The sequence below is a fragment of the Escherichia sp. 93.1518 genome (assembly GCF_013368915.2).
GTDB classification, from domain to species: domain Bacteria; phylum Pseudomonadota; class Gammaproteobacteria; order Enterobacterales; family Enterobacteriaceae; genus Escherichia; species Escherichia ruysiae.
In genome coordinates, this window is record NZ_JABWMT020000021.1 from 1 (window position 1) to 19,940 (window position 19,940).

The window sequence follows — 19,940 nt, forward strand, 5'->3', positions numbered from 1 at the left end:
GGACCAGTAATGGGTTAAGTGATAACAGGTGTCTGGAAATATAGGGGCAAATCCATCCAGCGGTATGATCTCTGTACGTATTGGTCCCGACGTGCGCTTTGCTGTTGTCGGTTCGCCAGCATATTTTTCTCAGCACCCTTTGCCAAAGCATCCAGATGACCTTATTAGTCATAACTGCATTAATCTTCGTTTTCCAACGCATGGCAATCTGTATGCGTGGGAGTTTGAAAAAGAAGGAAAAAGCCTGAATGTCAAAGTCAGCGGTCAACTGGTGTTTAGCCGTATCTATCAAAATTTGCAGGCGGCGTTAGAGGGCTACGGCCTGGCGCATGTTCCACGCGATATTGCGGAAAAATACATCGCCAGCGGCGAACTGATCAGTGTACTTGAAGACTGGTGTCCTTATTGGGATGGTTATTATATTTATTACCCGGAAAACAGAAATCACTCAAAAGCATTCCAGCTGGTTGTTGATGCGCTACGCCATCATAAAAAAAACTGAACATCAGGCAAACAAAAGCCAGGGCTATTGCAAGACTCTGGCTTTTTAATATAAAAATGTCTGTTAGTGCTCAGCGCAAATTCCTGCTCTCAAACACATTTTTGGTTCCATTATTGAATACCTTTCTTGTGAGTTGCTGGAAAATATACAGCAGCTCTGCGCTGAATTATTCCGTTACTCAGCATTCAGTGAAGCCATGTCAATAACAAAACGATGTGCCATATCCCCTTTTGCAAGGCGAGCAAATGCATCGTTTATCTGATCAATATTGATCATTTCACATTCGGGATAAATATTATGCTTCGCGCAGAAATCCAGCACTTCCTGTGTTTCTGCAATACCGCCGATGAGTGAGCCAGCAACACGGCGACGCCCCATAATCAGAGGAATTGTTGACGGTTCTTCCACAGGCCCAACCTGTCCAACAATAACTAATGAACCATCAATATCTAACAATGGGGTGTAGATATTCAGGTCGTGTTTAACGGGAACCGTATCGATAATCAAATCGAATGCACAGGCTGACATCTGTAATGCCTCTGGGTCTGAAGACGGCAGAATGCCTTTTGCACCGAGCAATTTTGCGTCTGCTTCTTTGCTTTTAGTCCGGCTAATCACAGTAACGTCAGCCCCCATCGCGACAGCCAGTTTCACAGCCATATGACCTAAACCGCCTAACCCAATAACGCCCACACGGCTGCCAGGACCAACATTCCAGGTACGTAATGGTGAGAACGTGGTAATTCCGGCACAGAGAATCGGCGCAGTTTTGGCTAAATCCATATTTTCAGGGATCCGCAGTACAAATTCTTCACGTACCACAATATGTTTGGAGTAGCCTCCCTGAGTAATTTCGCCGCTAATCCGATCCTTAGCACCGTAGGTTGGCGTCATCCCGTGGCGGCAATACTGTTCTTCACCTTGTTCACACTGGTCGCAATGCATACAGCTATCGACCATACAGCCAACGGCAACATGATCGCCTACTTGATATTTTTTAACCCCCTGCCCCACTGCTCTCACGATACCGACAATTTCGTGCCCCGGAATTAACGGATAAGGCTGAGGCCCCCAGTCACCATTAACTGTATGTAAATCTGAGTGACAAACGCCACAATAAAGAATTTCGATGGCAATATCATTGTCACGTAACTCACGACGTTTAAAATGATAAGGAACCAGTTTTGCATCGGAAGAGAGTGCGGCATAACCGATAGTTTTCATAAAGTACCTCTTCGTTATGAACTAATTGATAATTTAAGAATCATATTCTTAAATCGCTGGTTAAAACCCATATTGTCTGAATTTGCTATTTTATAAAACAAAGCCTGTAAGATCAGATAAAAACGTCATCATCCAAATAATATAGCTCAACAAATACTAAAATCAGTCATGTATTTTTACGCCAAGACAACCACGAACAAATTTTGGATTAAAATGTTTTACGGATTCACCAACATAGCCTAAATCAAGCGAGCTAATTTGCTCCATTTCTGCCTCTGTCAGTGAAAAATCCCAAATGGCGAAGTTCTCTTCAATACGCTGTTGATGAGTTGATTTCGGGATAACGACCACGCCACGTTGAATATTCCAGCGCAATATCACCTGAGAAATCGTTTTTTGGTGGGCATCAGCAATACTCTGAAGCATTTTGTTTTCAAACGGCTTATGTCTTCCGCCGCCTAACGGAGCCCAGGCTTCAGGTTGCACATTATAGTGCTTCATGGTTGCCAGCGCCTCTGGTTGTGCAAAATAGGGATGCAGCTCAACCTGGTTCACCATTGGTTTTATTCTGACTGTCTCACAAAAGTTTGTTAATACATGAGGATAGAAATTGGAAACACCAATCGCTTTCAGTTTGCCCTCGTCATAAGCCGCTTCCAGGGCTCGCCACGCACTGAAATAATCACGCATCGCCTGGTGCAATAAATAGAGGTCAAAATATTCAAGTCCCGATTTTTTTAACGATGCTTCAATTCCTGCTTTTGCCGTATCCTGATTAACCATATCCTGCACCCACAGTTTTGAAGTAATAAATAACTCCTCACGAGTACAGAATCCTTCCGAAATAGCTTCACGAACGGCATCACCGACAGCATCTTCATTACCGTATACCGCAGCAGTATCGATTAGACGATAACCTGTTCGGATAGCACTCAACACCGACTGTTTACACTCTTCTTTATCGGTAACCTGAAAAACTCCAAAACCGATCATCGGCATTTTAAGATTGTTGCTTAATACAGAAAACACCACGGTAAGCACCTCCATCACGTATGACTTATTATTCTAAGTTAAAATGCGACTCTCGATTAGTATGTAAATATCGATTTCACTTATGCAAATAATTCATCAATAAAATAGACCTGCACGATAACAGTGCTACTCACCAGCATTAAGGCAGATTAATGAATTTTGTTCATAGCCCCTGACAAATCTCGCCGTCTAATCTAATAACTCTCTTTACGGTATGCTTTCCATAAACAATAACGGAAGGATAACACCATGCAAACTGTAAGACTGAACAACGGTATTGAAATGCCCTTGCTGGGTTTTGGTGTATTTCAGATGACCGATGCCACCGAATGCGAAAGAGCGGTCATTGACGCTATTGATACTGGTTATCGACTGATTGACACCGCCGCCTCATATCAGAATGAAACTCAGGTCGGGAATGCGCTGAAACAAAGCGGTATTGCGCGTAACGAACTCTTTGTCACAACGAAACTCTGGTTGCAGGATACCAGTTACGAAGGTGCCAAAGCCCAGTTCGAACGCTCTCTGAATCGGCTGCAACTTGATTACGTTGACCTGTATTTGATTCATCAGCCTTACGGTGATGTCCACGGAGCCTGGCGTGCCATGGAAGAGCTTCACCAGGCCGGTAAAATTCGCGCGATTGGCGTCAGTAACTTCCACCCTGACCGACTGGCTGACCTTATCGCCTTTAATAAAGTCGTTCCGGCGGTCAATCAGATTGAAGTTAACCCCTTCAACCAGCAATTACAGGCCGTTCCGTGGATGCAAAGTCGTGGCATTCAGCCAGAAGCCTGGGCGCCGTTTGCGGAAGGTAAAAATGGTCTGTTCCAGCATCCCGTGTTAACGGCAATTGGCGAGAAGTATGGCAAAAGCGTGGGCCAGGTTGTTCTGCGCTGGATCTACCAACGAGGCATCGTTTCACTGGCAAAATCAGTGCGCAAAGAACGCATGGAAGAGAATATCAACATTCTCGATTTTGAACTCAGTCCTGAAGATATACTGCAAATTACCGCCCTGGATACCGCAACCAGCGCGTTCTTCTCTCACCGCGACCCGGCGATGGTGGAATGGCTGACTGGCCGCAAACTTGATGTTTAAGCCGCGATAAAAGAGGTATTCATTCAATGCAAAAACGTTATCTGGGTAAATCCGGGCTCGAAGTCTCCGCTCTTGGGCTAGGTTGTATGGGCTTAAGCCACGGCTACGGCCCGGCGACAGATACCCGTCAGGCTGTCGAACTCATTCGTGCTGCGGTTGAACGCGGCGTCACCTTCTTCGATACCGCCGAAGTGTATGGTCCGTATCTGAATGAAGAAGTGGTCGGTGAAGCCTTAAAACCGTTTCGTGACCGCGTGGTGATTGCGACTAAATTTGGTTTTACCTTCGGCGATGATAATAAGCAGCAGATTCTAAACAGCCGCCCGGAACATATCCGTGAAGCCGTTGAAGGATCATTACGCCGCCTTAAGACGGATGTTATTGACCTGCTGTATCAACACCGTGTCGATCCAGATGTCCCGATTGAAGATGTTGCAGGAACGGTAAAAGACCTAATCGCAGAAGGTAAGGTCAAACATTTCGGCTTGTCAGAAGCGGGGGCACAAACCATTCGTCGTGCCCATGCAGTACAACCAGTCACCGCCCTGCAAAGCGAATATTCCATGTGGTGGCGTGAACCTGAACAGGAAATCCTGCCGTTGCTGGAGGAACTGGGGATTGGTTTTGTACCATTCAGCCCACTAGGTAAAGGTTTCCTGACAGGGGCGATTAAGCCGGGAACCACTTTCGGCAAAGATGATTACCGCAGCACCGTACCGCGTTTCGCAGCACAAGCCATTGAAGCCAATGAAAAACTGGTCACTTTGTTAGGTGAACTGGCTGCGGAGAAAGGGGTAACCTCTGCACAAATCGCACTGGCATGGCTGTTAGCACAAAAGCCGTGGATTGTACCCATCCCTGGCACCACTAAACTGCACCGGCTGGAGGAAAACCTGGCCGCTGTCAACATCGTTCTTTCGCAGAATGATACTCAGCAGATAACCCAGGCACTGGAAACGATTAAAATCGTCGGTGAACGTTACTCGCCTGAGCATCAGGCTCGCGTAGGCCGTTAATGCTCAAACGGAGCCACAGTAAAATGCGGCTCCGTTATTCTGCGTAGCGAAGTGCATCGATCATCAGCGCAAAAGCAGGTGGGTGCTGCTTACGGCTTGGATAGTAAAGGTAATATCCGGGAAAAGTTGGACACCACTCCTGTAAAACCTGAATAAGCTCGCCTGACTTTATATGATCCTGAACCGCGTTTTCGGGAACACAGGCGATACCAAATCCTGATAATGCTGCATCAATTCTTTCTGGCAGCAAATTGAACGTCAGTTGCCCATCAACTCTGACCCGTAACGGTTTCCCTTCTCGCTCAAACTCCCAGTGATAAAGTCCACCGGCAGTTGGCAGACGCATATTGATGCAGCGATGATTTTGTAGCTCGTGAGGCGTTCCAGGCGCAGGGTTTGTAGCGAAATAAGACGGTGCCCCCACCACAGCCATTCGCATATCTGGTCCAATCCTCACGGCAATCATATCCTTATCTATACTTTCGCCCAGCCGTACTCCCGCATCAAAGCGACCTTCGACAATATCGACAAAACCGTTATCCACCACCAGTTCGACATTGATTTCGGGATACTCTCTGAGAAAGGGTTTTAGCTTCGGCCAGATCAGACTGCGCGCGGCATGTTCCCCGGCAGATAACCGAATATTCCCGGAGGGCGTGCCGTCCCGTTGAATCAGTGATTCCAGTTCCTGTTCAAGTTCGTCAATACGAGGTTCAAGACAGGCGATTATTCTCTCCCCCGCTTCTGTGGGAGCCACGCTGCGAGTCGTTCGGGTTAAGAGGCGGATATTTAACCTTTCCTCCAGAGCCTTAATCGCATGGCTGAGAGCTGACTGAGAAACACCGAGTTTGCCCGCTGCTTTGGTAAAACTTCGCTCCCTTGCCACCACAAGAAAGATTTGCAGTTCGTTGAAGTTTTCTTTGAGCATTAGCGATTTCCTTATAGAAGCATTCCCTTCAAAACGTACTTATGAAGGGTGTTCATAGATACAATCATTTTAGCCGTATTATATGCTTCCCCTGCGCCAATCAACGCCAGAATTGGTCACTCATGAGAGCAGACGCATCTCCGGATCTGATTTTCAGGTGACGTATATCGATGACTTTGCTGTCATGAGTGATGGCTGATGTAATACATATTTTCTAATTTGTGATACACCTCAAAAAATTGGTTGACCAAACTCGTTATCTATATAAGAGGCGCTTATGAGGTGCGCTCTTTTTTAAAGCGAGGAAGTACCAATGAAAGAGAATAAAGTACAGCAAATAAGCCATAAACTGATTAATATTGTTGTTTTTGTTGCAGTTGTAGAATATGCCTATTTATTCCTCCATTTCTACTAATAACGTCATAAAACAATTCACTTACGTGATATTTAAAATATGCTTCCTCTCCCTGCTTTTCAAGCTGTTCAGAGGCGTAAGAAAAAGTGTTGATTATGAATTCGACGGTTTAACAATATCTGTCTGACTGGCAACATAATCATCTGTGATTAATGCTGGTCTATTGATTACGCCAGCATTAACCTCTTAAGGATGTATTATTTCTGCTCATTTGCAGACCGCGTAAGAGAGAGTAAATAAAACAGTGACCAATATTATTTTAGCACTGCAAACCGAAGCATCGGTAAAATTAGCAAAACAACTGGCGCAGCAGGTTTGAATAGAGTCATTTGTCAGGCATTCCATTGCCATAACAATGACAATTTTGAATCAATATACATGCATCCTGGTAATATTTTACAAATTATACCATTTGCTTTATGAGGCGTTATTTTTACTGACAGGTGTTAACTTTGCTATCATATAAACTCTGTTCTTAAAAAGCACCCCCAGAATTTCATATGATTTCCCTTGTTTTTCTGCCTGTAGAGAAATCTCTTTCTCAGCACTGCCAATGGTTGAACCGACGGCAGTAATAGTTTTGGCGACGCTACTGAAGGACAATAAAGACAGAGCGGCAATGACAATTAAAGAATATGTAGTATTCATGGTTATTATCCTGATAACTGAGAGCATGAGTTTTTATATGCAAAGGAATTAAACAAGTTTCAGTTTATTCCCTGATAAAATCATTTACTGCAATTAAACCTCTATCTCCCTCGGGGTGAGAATGCATAATTTAATGTATCTTTCTATGCAAGACAGGGGTATATAAACTTTCCTCCCGATATATTTAATAAAACGGGAATGTAAACATTAACGTTATCCTTCAGTTTGCAGACGCAGTGGGTCTGATGGTAATTTCAGTTGTATCAACGCTTTCAGGAGATTCAATAATATGCCTTACTGCGCGGGCTATATCTGCGGGTTGAAGAGCAACAGAACGGTAAGCGTCCATTGCCTTCATGGTTTCCACATGGGTAATGGTTGACGCCAGTTCGCTTTCTACAACGCCAGGATTTACGCAGGTCACGCGTATTTTCGAACTTTCCTGCCGTAAACCATCAGAAATAGCCCGCACAGCAAACTTAGTTGCACAATAGACTGCCCCAGTGGGCACGACAGAAAGAGCACCAATAGAACCAAGATTGATGATCTGACCGGAACCCTGTGCTTCCATCACCGGAAGTACGGCGCCAATTCCCTAAAGCACGCCCTTGATATTCACGTCAATAGTGAGCTCCCATTCATCCTGTTTTCCTGCTGCAAGCGGTGAAAGCGGCATAACACCCGCATTATTAATAAGGACATCAACCCGGCCCCAGCTATCCAGCGCAGCTTGCACAAAGCCGCTCATGGACTGTCGGTCTGTGACATCCAACTCCCGCGCTTTAGCAATACCGCCTGCGCGACAGATTTCTGCTGCAATGGCTTCGATCCGCTCAAGTCTGCGTGCTCCCAGTAAAACCTTCGCACCTGTCGTTCCCAACTCTCTGGCAATACCTTCCCCAATACCACTTGATGCACAGGTGATTAATATGACCTTATCCATTACGTTCTCCTTCAAATGTGTTCGGAGAGATAATAGAACTTTATGATTGGTTCCAGTATCCTGCTTTCAATGTACTCAGTGGTTAGCGGCATTAAACAATGAAAATCGATCTTAATCTTTTACCCATTTTTATCGCGGTAGCAGAAGAGAGTAATTTCAGTAAAGCCGCCGCACGGCTGGGCGTTACCCGTTCAGCGGTCAGTCAGGGAATAAGACGGCTTGAGGATACTTTCGGGACCATGCTTGTAATGCGGACCACGCGCTCAGTTAATTTGACGGAAGCAGGAGAACGGCTGCACAAATCACTGTCATTACCTTTATCCGGTATTGAGGCGGCGTTCGAAGAAATGGTTTCTGACCATATGCCACGTGGACTTCTCAGAATCGCGGTGACGTCGATAGCTGAAGAATTTCTTTCAGGTCCGCTACTCGCTTCGTTTGCAGCCGCCAATCCAGCCGTTACGCTTGATATTGTTGTCACGGATGAGGAATTCGATATCGTAGCCGCAGGTTACGATGCTGGCGTAAGGCTCGGAGAAGTCATTGAAAAAGATATGATTGCTGTTCCCCTTACCGCCAGGCAACGTGAAATGGTGGTTGCCTCTCCCTCCTATCTCGCAGCCAACAGCATACCTGTTCATCCGCGTGAACTTGTGAATCATAAGTGTATCGGCTGGCGTCAATCCCCGGATGTTGCGCCCTATCGCTGGCCATTTGAAGAAAACGGGAGAGCTTTCGACCTTGCGATTGAACCGCAGATTACAACGAATGATCTGCGTCTGATGTTAAAGCTGGCTCTTGCCGGCGGAGGCATAACAATTGCCACTCAGGAAACTTTCAGGCCGTATATTGAAAGTGGTAAGCTCGTATCTCTGCTCGATGACTTTCTTCCACAATTTCCTGGCTTCTATCTGTATTTCCCTCAGCGTCGCAATATTGCACCAAAGCTCCGCGCTCTGATTGACCACGTCAAGGAATGGCGACAACAATTGGCTTAAATATCTGCACCTGTACTGCCTCATGTTAGAGCAGTATTTTGATAAATTGTGTGAGTTGCAATTTGATACGCCCGCGTCTCATCATGTTGCTGTCCCGAACAGTGCCCCAATGACCAGGCGTCATGGGTTACGGATGATAAATAAAGACATTTTACTCACCTGCCGCTTTCGTCTACAGACAGCACGAACATCATCAACCTTGAATGACAACAAATAGATATGCAGCGCGGGTAGCATGAATAAACCCGGAAGATCGTAAATCAAACTGCGCTATTGGACGTAATTATGAGTCGCAATGTCCCAAATACGGCACAAGAGGAGAACGTGGTTTACGTAAATGTGAGGTAACTTATTGATTTAAATGGTGCCGATAATAGGAGTCGAACCTACGACCTTCGCATTACGAATGCGCTGCTCTACCAACTGAGCTATATCGGCCCTGAAAGGACATGTTCACGAACGTGAATCACGGTGGACAAGGTTAAAACTAACCGGGCGATGCGTCAATGGCCTTGTGAATCAAACGGCTACTTTTGCATCACCCGGTTTTATTTACGCACGAACGGTGTAATCACCAATGCCGATCCACTTGTAAGTGGTCAGTGCTTCCAGCCCCATTGGGCCGCGCGCGTGGAGTTTTTGTGTGCTTACCGCGACTTCCGCCCCCAGACCAAACTGGCCGCCGTCGGTAAAACGGGTTGAAGCGTTAACGTAAACAGCGGAGGAATCCACTTCGTTAACAAAACGCTGGGCGTTGCGCATATCACGCGTCAGGATCGCATCGGAGTGTTGCGTGCCGTGTTCACGAATATGCGCGATGGCATCGTCCAGATCGCTGACGATTTTGACGTTCAAATCTAATGACAGAAACTCATCGTCGTACTCTTCGGCTTTAACAGCCACCACCTTCGCGGGGCCTGCCTGCAACTTCGCCAGTGCAGCAGCATCTGCGTGTAATGTCACGCCGCTTTCCGCCATTTGCTTGCTTAATGCGGGCAGGAAGCTATCAGCGATGTTTTTATTCACCAGCAACGTTTCTACCGTATTACACGTACTCGGGCGCTGGGTTTTCGCGTTGACGATTACTTTCAGGGCTTCAGCGATCTCTGCACTTTCATCAACGTAAATATGGCAGACGCCAATACCTCCCGTGATCACCGGTATCGTCGACTGTTCGCGGCACAGTTTATGCAAACCAGCGCCACCACGCGGGATCAGCATGTCGATGTATTTATCCATGCGTAGCATTTCACTGACCAACGCGCGATCCGGATTATCAATCGCCTGTACAGCACCTGCCGGTAAACCGCAGGATTGCAGGGCGTCCTGAATCACCGCCACCGTTGCAGCGTTGGTGCGACAGGTTTCTTTGCCACCGCGCAGGATCACCGCGTTACCGGTTTTCAGGCACAGGGAAGCGACATCAACCGTCACGTTCGGGCGCGCTTCATAAATTACGCCAATCACCCCCAACGGCACGCGACGACGCTCCAGACGCAAACCGCTATCCAGCACACCACCATCAATCACCTGCCCCACCGGATCGGCGAGATTACACACCTGACGCACATCATCGGCAATGCCTTTCAGCCGTGCGGGCGTCAGTGCCAGACGGTCAAGCATCGCTTCGCTAAGGCCATTGGCACGCGCGTCAGCAACATCCTGGGCATTAGCGTTGAGGATGCTTTCGCTTTGTGCTTCCAGTTCATCGGCGATCTTTTCCAGCACGCGATTTTTTTCGCGGCTGGAGAGTTGCGCTAATTTATACGAGGCTTGCTTCGCGGCAATGCCCATTTGTTCCAGCATCGGCCTGCTCCTTAACGGGTAATCATGTCATCACGGTGAACGGCAACCGGGCCATATTCATATCCCAGTATTGCATCAATTTCTTGCGAGTGGTGTCCGGCAATGCGACGCAATGCATCGCTGTTGTAACGGCTGACGCCATGAGCAATATCGCGACCTTCGAGGTTGCAAATACGAATGACTTCACCACGCGAGAAGTTGCCGCTCACGCTTTTAATACCTTTCGGCAACAGGGAGCTGCCGCGTTCAAGAATGGCGGCGGTCGCCCCTTCATCTACAGTAATTTCACCCGCCGGTGGCGCGCCGAAAATCCAGCGTTTACGATTTTCTAAAGGCGTTGCCTGGGCATGGAACAGCGTACCGACAGAAATACCTTCCATCGCATCACCAATGACGCCCGGCTTGTTACCTGCGGCAATAATAGTGTCGATCCCCGCACGGCAAGCCACGTCAGCGGCCTGCAATTTGGTGCCCATACCGCCGGTTCCGAGACCTGAAACGCTGTCACCGGCAATCGCCCGCAGTGCGTCATCAATGCCGTAAACATCTTTAATCAGTTCTGCCTGCGGATTGTTGCGCGGGTCAGCGGTATACAAACCTTTTTGATCGGTCAGCAGCAACAGTTTATCGGCACCCGCCAGAATCGCCGCCAGCGCAGAAAGGTTGTCGTTATCGCCGACTTTAATCTCCGCCGTAGCAACAGCATCATTCTCATTAATTACCGGAACAATGTTGTTATCGAGCAGCGCACGCAGCGTATCGCGGGCGTTCAGGAAGCGTTCACGGTCTTCCATATCGGCACGGGTCAGCAGCATCTGCCCGACGTGAATGCCGTAAATTGCAAAGAGTTGTTCCCACAGTTGAATCAGTCGACTCTGCCCTACCGCCGCCAATAGTTGCTTCGAGGCGATAGTCGCCGGCAGTTCCGGGTAACCCAGGTGCTCACGTCCGGCGGCAATCGCGCCCGACGTCACAATGACTATCCGATGCCCGGCGGCATGTAACTGCGCGCACTGGCGAACAAGTTCTACGATATGGGCACGGTTCAGACGGCGCGATCCGCCTGTTAGCACACTGGTGCCGAGTTTTACCACCAGCGTCTGGCTGTCACTCATGATTCTCTGCCATTCAATTTTAGGAAAAATGATATCAAACGAACGTTTTAGCAGGACTGTCGCCGGTTGCCAACCATCTGCGAGCAAAGCATAGCGTTTTGTTGCGCGGGATCAGCAAGCGTAGCGGCAGTTGTTTACGTTTTTATTACAGATTTAATAAATTACCACATTTTAAGAATATTATTAATCTGTAATATATCTTTAACAATCTCAGGTTAAAAACTTTCCTGTTTTGAACGGGTCTCTCCCGCTGAATATTCGCGCGTTAATTAAAATCAGGAATGAAAATGAAAAAGAGCACTCTGGCATTAGTGGTGATGGGTATTGTGGCATCTGCATCCGTACAGGCCGCAGAAATATATAACAAAGACGGTAATAAACTGGATGTCTATGGCAAAGTTAAAGCCATGCATTATATGAGTGATAATGACAGTAAAGATGGCGACCAGAGTTATATCCGTTTTGGTTTTAAAGGTGAAACACAAATTAATGATCAACTGACCGGTTATGGTCGGTGGGAAGCGGAGTTTGCCGGAAATAAAGCGGAGAGTGATACCGCACAGCAAAAAACACGTCTCGCTTTTGCCGGGTTGAAATATAAGGATTTAGGTTCTTTCGACTATGGACGTAACCTGGGCGCGCTGTATGACGTCGAAGCCTGGACCGATATGTTCCCGGAATTTGGTGGCGACTCCTCGGCGCAGACCGACAACTTTATGACCAAACGCGCCAGCGGGCTGGCGACGTATCGGAACACCGACTTCTTCGGCGTTATTGATGGCCTGAACTTAACCCTGCAATATCAAGGGAAAAACGAAAACCGCGATGTTAAAAAGCAGAACGGCGATGGGTTTGGTACTTCACTGACGTATGACTTTGGCGGCAGCGATTTCGCTATCAGTGGGGCCTATACCAACTCTGATCGCACCAACGAGCAGAACCTGCAAAGCCGTGGTACGGGCAAACGTGCCGAAGCGTGGGCAACGGGTCTTAAATACGATGCCAATAATATTTACCTGGCAACCTTCTATTCTGAAACGCGTAAAATGACGCCAATTTCTGGCGGCTTTGCTAATAAGACACAGAATTTTGAAGCTGTCGCTCAATACCAATTCGACTTTGGTCTGCGTCCATCTTTAGGTTATGTGCTATCGAAAGGAAAAGATATTGAAGGTATCGGTGATGAGGATCTGGTCAATTATATTGATGTCGGTGCCACGTATTATTTCAACAAAAACATGTCAGCATTTGTCGATTATAAAATCAACCAGCTGGATAGCGATAATAAGTTGAATATTAATAATGATGATATTGTCGCGATAGGAATGACATATCAGTTTTAATAATATTGCCGGATGCGGCGTGAACGCCTTATCCGGCCTACGAAAACCACTATTTCAGGCCGGAAGAGATGCTCAAACATCGCATCCGGCACTTTTCACTCACGCCGTTAACTTCACCGGCTCATCACGAAAATCATCCGCCGGTTCCAGCTTCAGATTCAGCGTCGCCAGCAGTTCACGCAGCTTTTCATGAAACTCGCGCAGAGTGTGCTCCAGCCGCTCAACCACTTCCGCATCTTTTACCTGAACATGCGTCCAGTCGCCTGCTTTATCGAACAGACCAAACTGGTAACTGTAGGTAAAACGGGATTCCTGCGCTTCCAGTTCCATCCACCAGCCCCAGAACTCACGCACTTCCGGTGCCGGCTTCACATTGACGCATACAGCCAGACAATCGAAAAAGAATCGATTATCTTCGCACTTACCTTCACGAATATACGGGCCTAGTGCGGTAAATTTTTTGATCAATCTGCTTTTCGGGTGTCCACTCGGTAACGTCATTGCGATCTCCTGTTGTGAAGCAACTGTTTTACCAAATTGACAAAATTTAGCAAATTTTTAACACAATCGCTTTTCGAGCCAGTTGGTAATTTCCTGGAGTGCTTTGTCAAAATTCCGATACACAGGATTAAATGGAATTTCTAACAATTTACCGTCAGCAGATGACGAAGTGATTAATCGTGAATCCTCTTCCGGGCTGAACGGATCGTTCTTCCAGAAGCCTGATAACATTGGCGTTGGGCAACGACGTCCCAGCAATCCTTGCACTTTCAATGAATAGCGATTCAGCTCTACACGTAACGCTTCATCGGAAGCATCGTGCATCCCTAAACGACTCGCCAGAACGTCAAGATACATTTCCGGCACCTGTTGCTGGCAATTAAAATCACTCAGCAAGGTGTGAACCACTGGACCTAAACAGGCCACAGCTTTCAGACGCGGCGATTCAAGGTAAGCCAGGCGTACAGCGACGTTAGCACCAAAACGGAAACCAAAGGCCGCAACGCGTGTGTGATCTACCCACGGCACGTTAGGCAGAGCCTTTAACACATGCTGATGCAGAAGGCTGGAATCTTGGGTGAGTTTCCATTTTGAAGAAAAACCAACCGAAGGCATATCGATAGTCAACATCGCAATGCCGCGCGGCGCAAAATAACGCTCATAAAGGGAGTAATAGTCCGTTTGCATCGCATCCAGACCACCACACATTAATACTGTCGGGAACGGACCATCGCCTTTTGGCATATGGAGAAACCCGGTGATGGGTGCTCCCCCCGGCACAGTGAATTCCATTTGCCGCATCGTTCCTGGCAGACGTTGCGCCGCTTCTTCATAAGCGCGGTTTGATAACGTCTGCGCCTGTTCTGCCAGATCATCCCCCTTCAAGTGTGGATAGGCAGCAATATTGTACAACGTCGCTGCGTGCAGCCAGTAACGACCGCTGACTTGTGGATTTTCTTCCGCGCACGCTTTCTGTTGCCACAACATCGCCTGGGTGGCCCACTCATAAATCCAGTTACCGCCACGGTAACCAATCACCGTATCGTACAAATCATTGTCGGTGCGTTCGGCATCGCTCATCACAATACGCGCCTGGACGTCGAGGATTTCACGCGGATCAACGCCGCGCCAGATCCACATCAGGCGGTTAATCATGCGATACCAGTGGGGAATAGTTTTGCCATCAAGAGCCGACTGCACAGGCGGTTGTGCACCGTGATTAAAACGGCGGACAAGCGTCGAGGTTTCAGGGTGTTTAAAGCGGGGTTTGAACAGGGTTTCGCTCAGGTTTGCCTGTGTCATGGATGCAACCTCCAGGAATACTTACTGGAAGCTATTGTAACTCGCCTGCAGTTAAAAAGAACAACGCCCGGCAAAGCCAGGCGTTGAAAAGATTAGCGACCAGAGATAGGCGGAACGAATACCACACCCATATCCCACGGTTGCTCAATCCAGGTATCTTGTGGGATATCAATAACATAATCATCAACCAGTGGACGACCAGCCGGTTTAGCGAAGATGGTGACAAAGTGCGCTTTAGGATACATTTCACGAATCGCAACCGCAGTACCACCGGTATCCACCAGATCATCAATGACGATGAAACCTTCACCGTCGCCTTCTGCACGTTTCAGCACTTTCAGTTCGCGCTGGTTATCGTGATCGTAGCTGGAAATACAAACGGTATCGACATGACGAATACCCAGTTCACGCGCCAGTAACGCACCCGGTACCAGACCGCCACGGCTAACGGCAATAATGCCTTTCCATTGTTCAGAAGGCATCAGTCGGCTTGCGAGTTTACGTGCATGGATCTGCAACATGTCCCAGGTGACGATGTATTTTTCGCTCATGTGAAGTGTCCCAGCCTGTTTATCTACGGCTTAAAAAGTGTTCGAGGGGAAAATAGGTTGCGCGAGATTATAGAGATCTGACGCACTAAAAACCAGTATTTCACATAAGTCCGCGTCTTTTTGCGCACTGCTACTACCTGTCGCTGGATAAAGTGGTATTCTCAAACATATCTCGCAAGCCTGACTTGTGCTGACAACATTTTCTGCTAACCCTGTGACCTGCAATACTGTTTTGCGGGTGATCGACAAGGAGACTTAACGTGTCTGAACTGTCTCAATTATCTCCACAGCCGCTGTGGGATATTTTTGCCAAAATCTGTTCTATTCCTCACCCGTCCTACCACGAAGAGCAGCTTGCTGAATACATTGTAGGTTGGGCAAAAGAAAAAGGTTTCCATGTCGAACGCGATCAAGTGGGGAATATCCTGATTCGTAAACCTGCCACCGCAGGTATGGAAAATCGTAAACCGGTCGTCTTACAAGCTCACCTCGATATGGTGCCGCAGAAAAACAACGACACCGTGCACGACTTCACCAAAGATCCTATCCAGCCTTATATTGATGGCGAATGGGTTAAAGCACGCGGCACCACGCTCGGTGCAGATAACGGCATTGGCATGGCCTCTGCGCTGGCGGTGCTTGCCGATGACAACGTAGTACACGGCCCGCTGGAAGTGCTGCTGACCATGACCGAAGAAGCCGGTATGGACGGTGCGTTCGGCTTACAGAGCAACTGGTTACAGGCAGATATTCTGATTAACACCGACTCCGAAGAAGAAGGTGAAATCTACATGGGTTGTGCGGGGGGTATCGACTTCACCTCCAACCTGCATTTAGACCGTGAAACAGTTCCGGCAGGTTTTGAAACCTTTAAATTAACCTTAAAAGGTCTGAAAGGTGGTCACTCTGGTGGCGAAATCCACGTTGGCCTGGGTAATGCAAACAAACTGCTGGTGCGCTTCCTGGCAGGTCATGCGGAAGAACTGGATCTGCGCCTTATCGATTTCAACGGCGGCACACTGCGTAACGCCATCCCGCGTGAAGCCTTTGCAACCATTGCTGTCGCAGCTGATAAAGTCGACGCACTGAAATCGCTGGTGAATACCTATCAGGAGATCCTGAAAAACGAACTGGCAGAGAAAGAGAAAAACCTGGCATTACTGCTGGATTCAGTAGCGAACGACAAAACTGCGCTGACCGCCAAATCTCGCGATACCTTTATTCGTCTGCTGAACGCCACCCCGAACGGTGTGATCCGCAACTCCGACGTGGCAAAAGGCGTGGTTGAAACCTCACTGAACGTGGGTGTGGTGACCATGACCGACAACAACGTAGAAATTCACTGCCTGATCCGTTCTCTGATCGACAGCGGTAAAGACTACGTGGTCAGTATGCTGGATTCGCTGGGTAAACTGGCAGGCGCGAAAACCGAAGCGAAAGGCGCATATCCTGGCTGGCAGCCGGATGCTAACTCTCCGGTGATGCATCTGGTACGTGAAACCTATCAGCGTCTGTTCAACAAGACGCCGAACATCCAGATTATCCACGCGGGTCTGGAATGTGGTCTGTTCAAAAAACCGTATCCGGAAATGGACATGGTTTCTATCGGGCCGACTATCACCGGTCCACACTCTCCGGATGAACAAGTTCATATCGAAAGCGTTGGTCACTACTGGCGGCTTCTGACTGAACTGCTGAAAGAAATTCCTGCGAAGTAATAACGATGAAGTCCACGCCTGCGGGCGTGGACTTCTGTTTGAAGTCAATGGCTATCTATATCGAAATAACAAAACATTATGAAACCCAGGAAAAGGTCGCATATTTATATAGTTGCGACCATATTTCATGGGGGGAATTTCTGATCACTAAAGAAAATTTTGCGCTGGAATCCGTGAAAGAACTTAAGGGGGAAAAGCAGAATTTTTATATGTTCAGAGCCTGGGGAAAAGTCAGAAGAACATACTTAACCACTGGAGAATTTCCCCAGGAAACATGTTACGCCGCTTAAAGTCAGAATCATTTTTTCATGCTTTTACCATTTTGGCATTACGTCTGCACCACATGGCAATGGCGGCAGCCACTAATGCCAGTTCCAGTAAAAACGACCAGTGTAATAAAAAATTGAGCCACCACGGATGATGTATCGCCGTAATATGAAAAAGTGCAAATGGTTGGTTAACGAAAGGCATCAACCACCAGATATCACCGACCAGCGTATCGAGTAATAAATGCACGATACTATTCAGGCAAAACACCACGCCCAACCACGCCGGCAGTTTATTCTTCGCGGCACCTGCCCAGAGCAACGTCGCCACCAGCAGAGCAAACCATAACAATGGCCAATGGGATGGGTACAGATGATGATGTCGTTGCCCGCTATCAATCAGATAGCACCAGAAGAGATCAAAATCGGGTGCGACGGCTCCGATTAAGCCAATAATCATCGTCCTCCGCGCATGACGAGCAATCAGCGGCAAGCGTTTCACTAAAGTACAAGTTATTAAATATCCAGCAGGAAGATGACCAATAAACATGACGATTCCTTTCGTTTTTGTCCGCCGCTTTCACGAAGAAAACGGCGGGAGACGTTCCTCAATTACCCTTCGATAAATGCCATCCCTGTAAATGTCCGTCGCGGGTTACCACGTTCAATCTGGTGATGGAACATTCGCCGCTGCGATTTCAGCGTTGCGCTATTTTCCTGTTGCTGTTGTTCCAGCTTCCAGGCAATCAGCAATCGCGCCAGCCGTTTGTTAGCATGCTGGCTGCGCTCGGACTGTACTTTCACGCTAATCCCGGTTGCCAGATGCGTGGCGCGCACCGCCGAGTCGGTCTTATTAACATGTTGACCGCACGGCCCCGACGAACGCAGCGTCTCATAACGGATCGCATCTGATTGTTCCTGCTCATCAGCGGTAAAACGTCCAATACCAAGAAACCAGTTTTTACGCCCGTGATGAGGCCGGTATGGGCTGGGGCAAATCCACTGGATAGTACCGCACCAGCTTTCACTTAATGCCAGTGCGTTATCGCCATCCAGAGAAACCAGTGCCGAACGCAGCGTGTCTGAATAGCGCCCCGTTTCTGTTTCCAGCACTGTTACCGCAACACGCTGTTGGGATGCTTCTTTAATTAGCCTGTCCAGCGCCTTTTTCACTGCGAGACAGCATTCTTCCGGCCCCTGGGCAGAGGAGAGTTGCAACAAGATCATCCTTTTTTCCCTCCACTGTTTTTGAGCGTCAGTACCGGACGCAGCCGCGCGACAGGAATAATTAAACCGGCCTGCACCAGACATTGCACCACGCTTTCAGCCGATTTATAGGCTTGTGGCGCTTCTTCGAAGATGAGTTGTTTATCGCGGCAAATTACCCGGCTACCAAGTTCAGTACGTGAGAGTTGCGTCGTCGTATATTTCGCTGCCAGCCGCCCTTTACACTCGGTGCGCCCCCATTTGCGCCCTGCCCCATGAGCCAGCGAGTGCAATGTTTCTTCGCTACTGACAGGCAGTACAAGCCATGAGTAATCACCGCGAGAACCGGGAATAATCACCAGGCCACGGTCATCAGGCGTAGCCCCTTTACGGTGTAACCAGCCTTGTTGATCGCCAATTTGACTCGCGGTAATAAAGTTATGCGCCACATCCAGAACCGGACTTCCGCTGGCTTTCACCTGCTGCATTATGCGCAGAGCGATCATCTGGCGATTCATGTGAGCAAACGCCAGCGCATCGTCATGCTCCGAGATATAACGTAGCGCGTCGTCACTGCCTTCCGGCAAACCATGGTGCGAAAATGAGGCAATATGTTTTTGTAAAACAGACTGCCCGAAACCACGCGAGCCGCTATGAACCAGCAGTTGCAGATGCTGCGCATCCAGGCCTGCCAGTGCAAACAGTTCAGCGTCGATGATTTGATCAATCTGTTGCAGTTCAGCAAAATGATTGCCGCCACCGATGGAGCCAAGCGCGCTGCGCCACGGGTGCTGTGCAAATGCTGATGGCAGGTTTTCCTCCAGCCAGCTTTCTTCAGCAACGTCATCCAGCGCAGACAATCGCTTTTCGAACTTATCGGCGTTGTATTTGCGAGTAAGGATATCTGTTTGCCATAGCGCCATGCCGCAGCCGATATCATTACCGACCAGTGCCGGGTAAAAACGACCTACGGAGAAGAACGCTGCTCCAATCGGGTAGCCGCGTCCGGGGTGTAAATCAGGCATCCCTACTACGCGTTGCATGTTGGGTAAATTTGCCGTGGTATGTAATTGTTGGATCGCTGAACTCTCGATCCACAGGTCATCAGATGCGATGGTAAATACCGCATCGGATAAGGGACGAATATATTTGCCCATGTACCATTCCATTTATAAACATAAAAAATCAGGAAATGGCAGACGAATCCAGGGCAAGAAAAAAAGAATTAATCCTGGAAAGGTCTGCAAAGAGTCATTGATAAAGGATTTGTCATGATTTACCTCCTTGCAGTTTGTGGAATAAGAAAACGCGCACATATTAGGCGG

General features: G+C 48.1%; 20 protein-coding genes, 1 tRNA gene and 1 pseudogene. 8 read left to right on the plus strand and 14 right to left on the minus strand.

The window, feature by feature from the left end:
- Positions 1-28: 28 nt before the first annotated feature.
- Positions 29-502 (plus strand): LysR substrate-binding domain-containing protein, encoded by a 474-nt coding sequence (locus tag HEN21_RS15490; protein WP_404864663.1) that lies wholly within the window; start codon positions 29-31, stop codon positions 500-502.
- 174 nt (positions 503-676) lie between these two features.
- Here HEN21_RS15490 and HEN21_RS15495 read toward each other — a convergent pair whose 3' ends face one another.
- Together HEN21_RS15495 and HEN21_RS15500 are read right to left on the minus strand one after the other, a co-directional pair.
- Positions 677-1,726, minus strand: coding sequence for an NAD(P)-dependent alcohol dehydrogenase (locus tag HEN21_RS15495; protein ID WP_176252037.1), 1,050 nt, complete (start codon positions 1,724-1,726; stop codon positions 677-679).
- 162 nt (positions 1,727-1,888) lie between these two features.
- The gene (locus HEN21_RS15500; RefSeq protein WP_176252045.1) at positions 1,889-2,758 is read right to left on the minus strand and encodes an aldo/keto reductase; all 870 of its coding nucleotides are present in this window, start codon (positions 2,756-2,758) and stop codon (positions 1,889-1,891) included.
- 249 nt (positions 2,759-3,007) lie between these two features.
- On the opposite strand from HEN21_RS15500, the gene HEN21_RS15505 reads away from it, so the two are divergent.
- A complete protein-coding gene (locus tag HEN21_RS15505; RefSeq protein ID WP_176252038.1) occupies positions 3,008-3,859 on the plus strand; it encodes an aldo/keto reductase in 852 nt (283 codons plus the stop codon).
- 26 nt (positions 3,860-3,885) lie between these two features.
- Positions 3,886-4,875, plus strand: a complete 990-nt coding sequence (locus HEN21_RS15510; protein ID WP_176252039.1) for an aldo/keto reductase — start codon at positions 3,886-3,888, stop codon at positions 4,873-4,875.
- Between the two features lie 34 nt (positions 4,876-4,909).
- Here HEN21_RS15510 and HEN21_RS15515 read toward each other — a convergent pair whose 3' ends face one another.
- Positions 4,910-5,803 carry a LysR family transcriptional regulator gene (locus HEN21_RS15515; protein WP_010344526.1) on the minus strand — a complete coding sequence of 298 codons (894 nt, stop codon included), beginning with the start codon at positions 5,801-5,803 and terminating at the stop codon, positions 4,910-4,912.
- A gap of 313 nt (positions 5,804-6,116) precedes the next feature.
- Between HEN21_RS15515 and ykgR the strand changes: the two genes are divergently transcribed.
- Positions 6,117-6,218, plus strand: coding sequence for a small membrane protein YkgR (gene ykgR / locus HEN21_RS15520; RefSeq protein ID WP_000662260.1), 102 nt, complete (start codon positions 6,117-6,119; stop codon positions 6,216-6,218).
- A 417-nt stretch (positions 6,219-6,635) separates the two neighbouring features.
- On the opposite strand, the gene HEN21_RS15525 is transcribed toward ykgR, so the two are convergent.
- A complete protein-coding gene (locus HEN21_RS15525) occupies positions 6,636-6,893 on the minus strand; it encodes a hypothetical protein (protein ID WP_105285938.1) in 258 nt (85 codons plus the stop codon).
- A gap of 193 nt (positions 6,894-7,086) precedes the next feature.
- Positions 7,087-7,809, minus strand: a pseudogene (locus HEN21_RS15530) (SDR family oxidoreductase).
- 98 nt (positions 7,810-7,907) lie between these two features.
- On the opposite strand from HEN21_RS15530, the gene HEN21_RS15535 reads away from it, so the two are divergent.
- On the plus strand, positions 7,908-8,807 hold the full coding sequence (locus tag HEN21_RS15535; protein ID WP_000687186.1) for a LysR family transcriptional regulator: 900 nt from the start codon (positions 7,908-7,910) through the stop codon (positions 8,805-8,807).
- A gap of 362 nt (positions 8,808-9,169) precedes the next feature.
- Here HEN21_RS15535 and HEN21_RS15540 read toward each other — a convergent pair.
- The 3 genes from HEN21_RS15540 to proB form a co-directional block, all read right to left on the minus strand.
- Positions 9,170-9,245, minus strand: a tRNA-Thr gene (locus HEN21_RS15540).
- Between the two features lie 114 nt (positions 9,246-9,359).
- Positions 9,360-10,613, minus strand: coding sequence for a glutamate-5-semialdehyde dehydrogenase (gene proA, locus HEN21_RS15545; protein WP_000893311.1), 1,254 nt, complete (start codon positions 10,611-10,613; stop codon positions 9,360-9,362).
- 11 nt (positions 10,614-10,624) lie between these two features.
- The gene (gene proB, locus HEN21_RS15550) at positions 10,625-11,728 is read right to left on the minus strand and encodes a glutamate 5-kinase (protein ID WP_001285269.1); all 1,104 of its coding nucleotides are present in this window, start codon (positions 11,726-11,728) and stop codon (positions 10,625-10,627) included.
- A 287-nt stretch (positions 11,729-12,015) separates the two neighbouring features.
- Between proB and phoE the strand changes: the two genes are divergently transcribed.
- Positions 12,016-13,071 (plus strand): phosphoporin PhoE, encoded by a 1,056-nt coding sequence (phoE, locus tag HEN21_RS15555; protein WP_032358935.1) that lies wholly within the window; start codon positions 12,016-12,018, stop codon positions 13,069-13,071.
- A 99-nt stretch (positions 13,072-13,170) separates the two neighbouring features.
- Here phoE and crl read toward each other — a convergent pair whose 3' ends face one another.
- The 3 genes from crl to gpt form a co-directional block, all read right to left on the minus strand.
- Positions 13,171-13,572 carry a sigma factor-binding protein Crl gene (gene crl / locus HEN21_RS15560; protein WP_000174679.1) on the minus strand — a complete coding sequence of 134 codons (402 nt, stop codon included), beginning with the start codon at positions 13,570-13,572 and terminating at the stop codon, positions 13,171-13,173.
- A 57-nt stretch (positions 13,573-13,629) separates the two neighbouring features.
- On the minus strand, positions 13,630-14,874 hold the full coding sequence (gene frsA / locus HEN21_RS15565) for an esterase FrsA (protein WP_000189561.1): 1,245 nt from the start codon (positions 14,872-14,874) through the stop codon (positions 13,630-13,632).
- A gap of 92 nt (positions 14,875-14,966) precedes the next feature.
- Positions 14,967-15,425 (minus strand): xanthine phosphoribosyltransferase, encoded by a 459-nt coding sequence (gene gpt, locus HEN21_RS15570; RefSeq protein ID WP_001291989.1) that lies wholly within the window; start codon positions 15,423-15,425, stop codon positions 14,967-14,969.
- A 260-nt stretch (positions 15,426-15,685) separates the two neighbouring features.
- Between gpt and pepD the strand changes: the two genes are divergently transcribed.
- A complete protein-coding gene (pepD, locus tag HEN21_RS15575) occupies positions 15,686-17,143 on the plus strand; it encodes a cytosol nonspecific dipeptidase (RefSeq protein ID WP_001292989.1) in 1,458 nt (485 codons plus the stop codon).
- 47 nt (positions 17,144-17,190) lie between these two features.
- Positions 17,191-17,433: a hypothetical protein gene (locus tag HEN21_RS23305; protein ID WP_032147818.1), complete on the plus strand. Its 243-nt coding sequence runs from the start codon at positions 17,191-17,193 to the stop codon at positions 17,431-17,433.
- A 16-nt stretch (positions 17,434-17,449) separates the two neighbouring features.
- Here HEN21_RS23305 and HEN21_RS15580 read toward each other — a convergent pair whose 3' ends face one another.
- The 3 genes from HEN21_RS15580 to HEN21_RS15590 form a co-directional block, all read right to left on the minus strand.
- Positions 17,450-17,959 (minus strand): metal-dependent hydrolase, encoded by a 510-nt coding sequence (locus HEN21_RS15580; protein WP_000469795.1) that lies wholly within the window; start codon positions 17,957-17,959, stop codon positions 17,450-17,452.
- A gap of 62 nt (positions 17,960-18,021) precedes the next feature.
- Positions 18,022-18,636 (minus strand): peptide chain release factor H, encoded by a 615-nt coding sequence (gene prfH / locus HEN21_RS15585; protein WP_176252040.1) that lies wholly within the window; start codon positions 18,634-18,636, stop codon positions 18,022-18,024.
- Complete coding sequence (locus HEN21_RS15590) at positions 18,633-19,772, minus strand: RNA ligase RtcB family protein (protein ID WP_183082918.1); 1,140 nt, start codon at positions 19,770-19,772, stop codon at positions 18,633-18,635. The genes prfH and HEN21_RS15590 overlap by 4 nt, the downstream gene beginning before the upstream one ends.
- Positions 19,773-19,940 lie beyond the last annotated feature (168 nt).

Excerpts from the sequence above, each read along its gene's own strand:
- phoE (WP_032358935.1), top strand. The coding sequence starts at position 12,016 with ATGAAAAAGAGCACTCTGGCATTAGTGGTGATGGGTATTGTGGCATCT.
- HEN21_RS15535 (WP_000687186.1), top strand. The coding sequence starts at position 7,908 with ATGAAAATCGATCTTAATCTTTTACCCATTTTTATCGCGGTAGCAGAA.
- HEN21_RS15505 (WP_176252038.1), top strand. The coding sequence starts at position 3,008 with ATGCAAACTGTAAGACTGAACAACGGTATTGAAATGCCCTTGCTGGGT.
- HEN21_RS23305 (WP_032147818.1), top strand. The coding sequence starts at position 17,191 with ATGGCTATCTATATCGAAATAACAAAACATTATGAAACCCAGGAAAAG.
- proB (WP_001285269.1), bottom strand. The coding sequence starts at position 11,728 with ATGAGTGACAGCCAGACGCTGGTGGTAAAACTCGGCACCAGTGTGCTA.
- HEN21_RS15515 (WP_010344526.1), bottom strand. The coding sequence starts at position 5,803 with ATGCTCAAAGAAAACTTCAACGAACTGCAAATCTTTCTTGTGGTGGCA.
- HEN21_RS15510 (WP_176252039.1), top strand. The coding sequence starts at position 3,886 with ATGCAAAAACGTTATCTGGGTAAATCCGGGCTCGAAGTCTCCGCTCTT.
- HEN21_RS15590 (WP_183082918.1), bottom strand. The coding sequence starts at position 19,772 with ATGGGCAAATATATTCGTCCCTTATCCGATGCGGTATTTACCATCGCA.
- ykgR (WP_000662260.1), top strand. The coding sequence starts at position 6,117 with ATGAAAGAGAATAAAGTACAGCAAATAAGCCATAAACTGATTAATATT.
- crl (WP_000174679.1), bottom strand. The coding sequence starts at position 13,572 with ATGACGTTACCGAGTGGACACCCGAAAAGCAGATTGATCAAAAAATTT.
- proA (WP_000893311.1), bottom strand. The coding sequence starts at position 10,613 with ATGCTGGAACAAATGGGCATTGCCGCGAAGCAAGCCTCGTATAAATTA.
- HEN21_RS15495 (WP_176252037.1), bottom strand. The coding sequence starts at position 1,726 with ATGAAAACTATCGGTTATGCCGCACTCTCTTCCGATGCAAAACTGGTT.
- frsA (WP_000189561.1), bottom strand. The coding sequence starts at position 14,874 with ATGACACAGGCAAACCTGAGCGAAACCCTGTTCAAACCCCGCTTTAAA.
- HEN21_RS15525 (WP_105285938.1), bottom strand. The coding sequence starts at position 6,893 with ATGCTCTCAGTTATCAGGATAATAACCATGAATACTACATATTCTTTA.
- prfH (WP_176252040.1), bottom strand. The coding sequence starts at position 18,636 with ATGATCTTGTTGCAACTCTCCTCTGCCCAGGGGCCGGAAGAATGCTGT.
- HEN21_RS15580 (WP_000469795.1), bottom strand. The coding sequence starts at position 17,959 with ATGTTTATTGGTCATCTTCCTGCTGGATATTTAATAACTTGTACTTTA.
- gpt (WP_001291989.1), bottom strand. The coding sequence starts at position 15,425 with ATGAGCGAAAAATACATCGTCACCTGGGACATGTTGCAGATCCATGCA.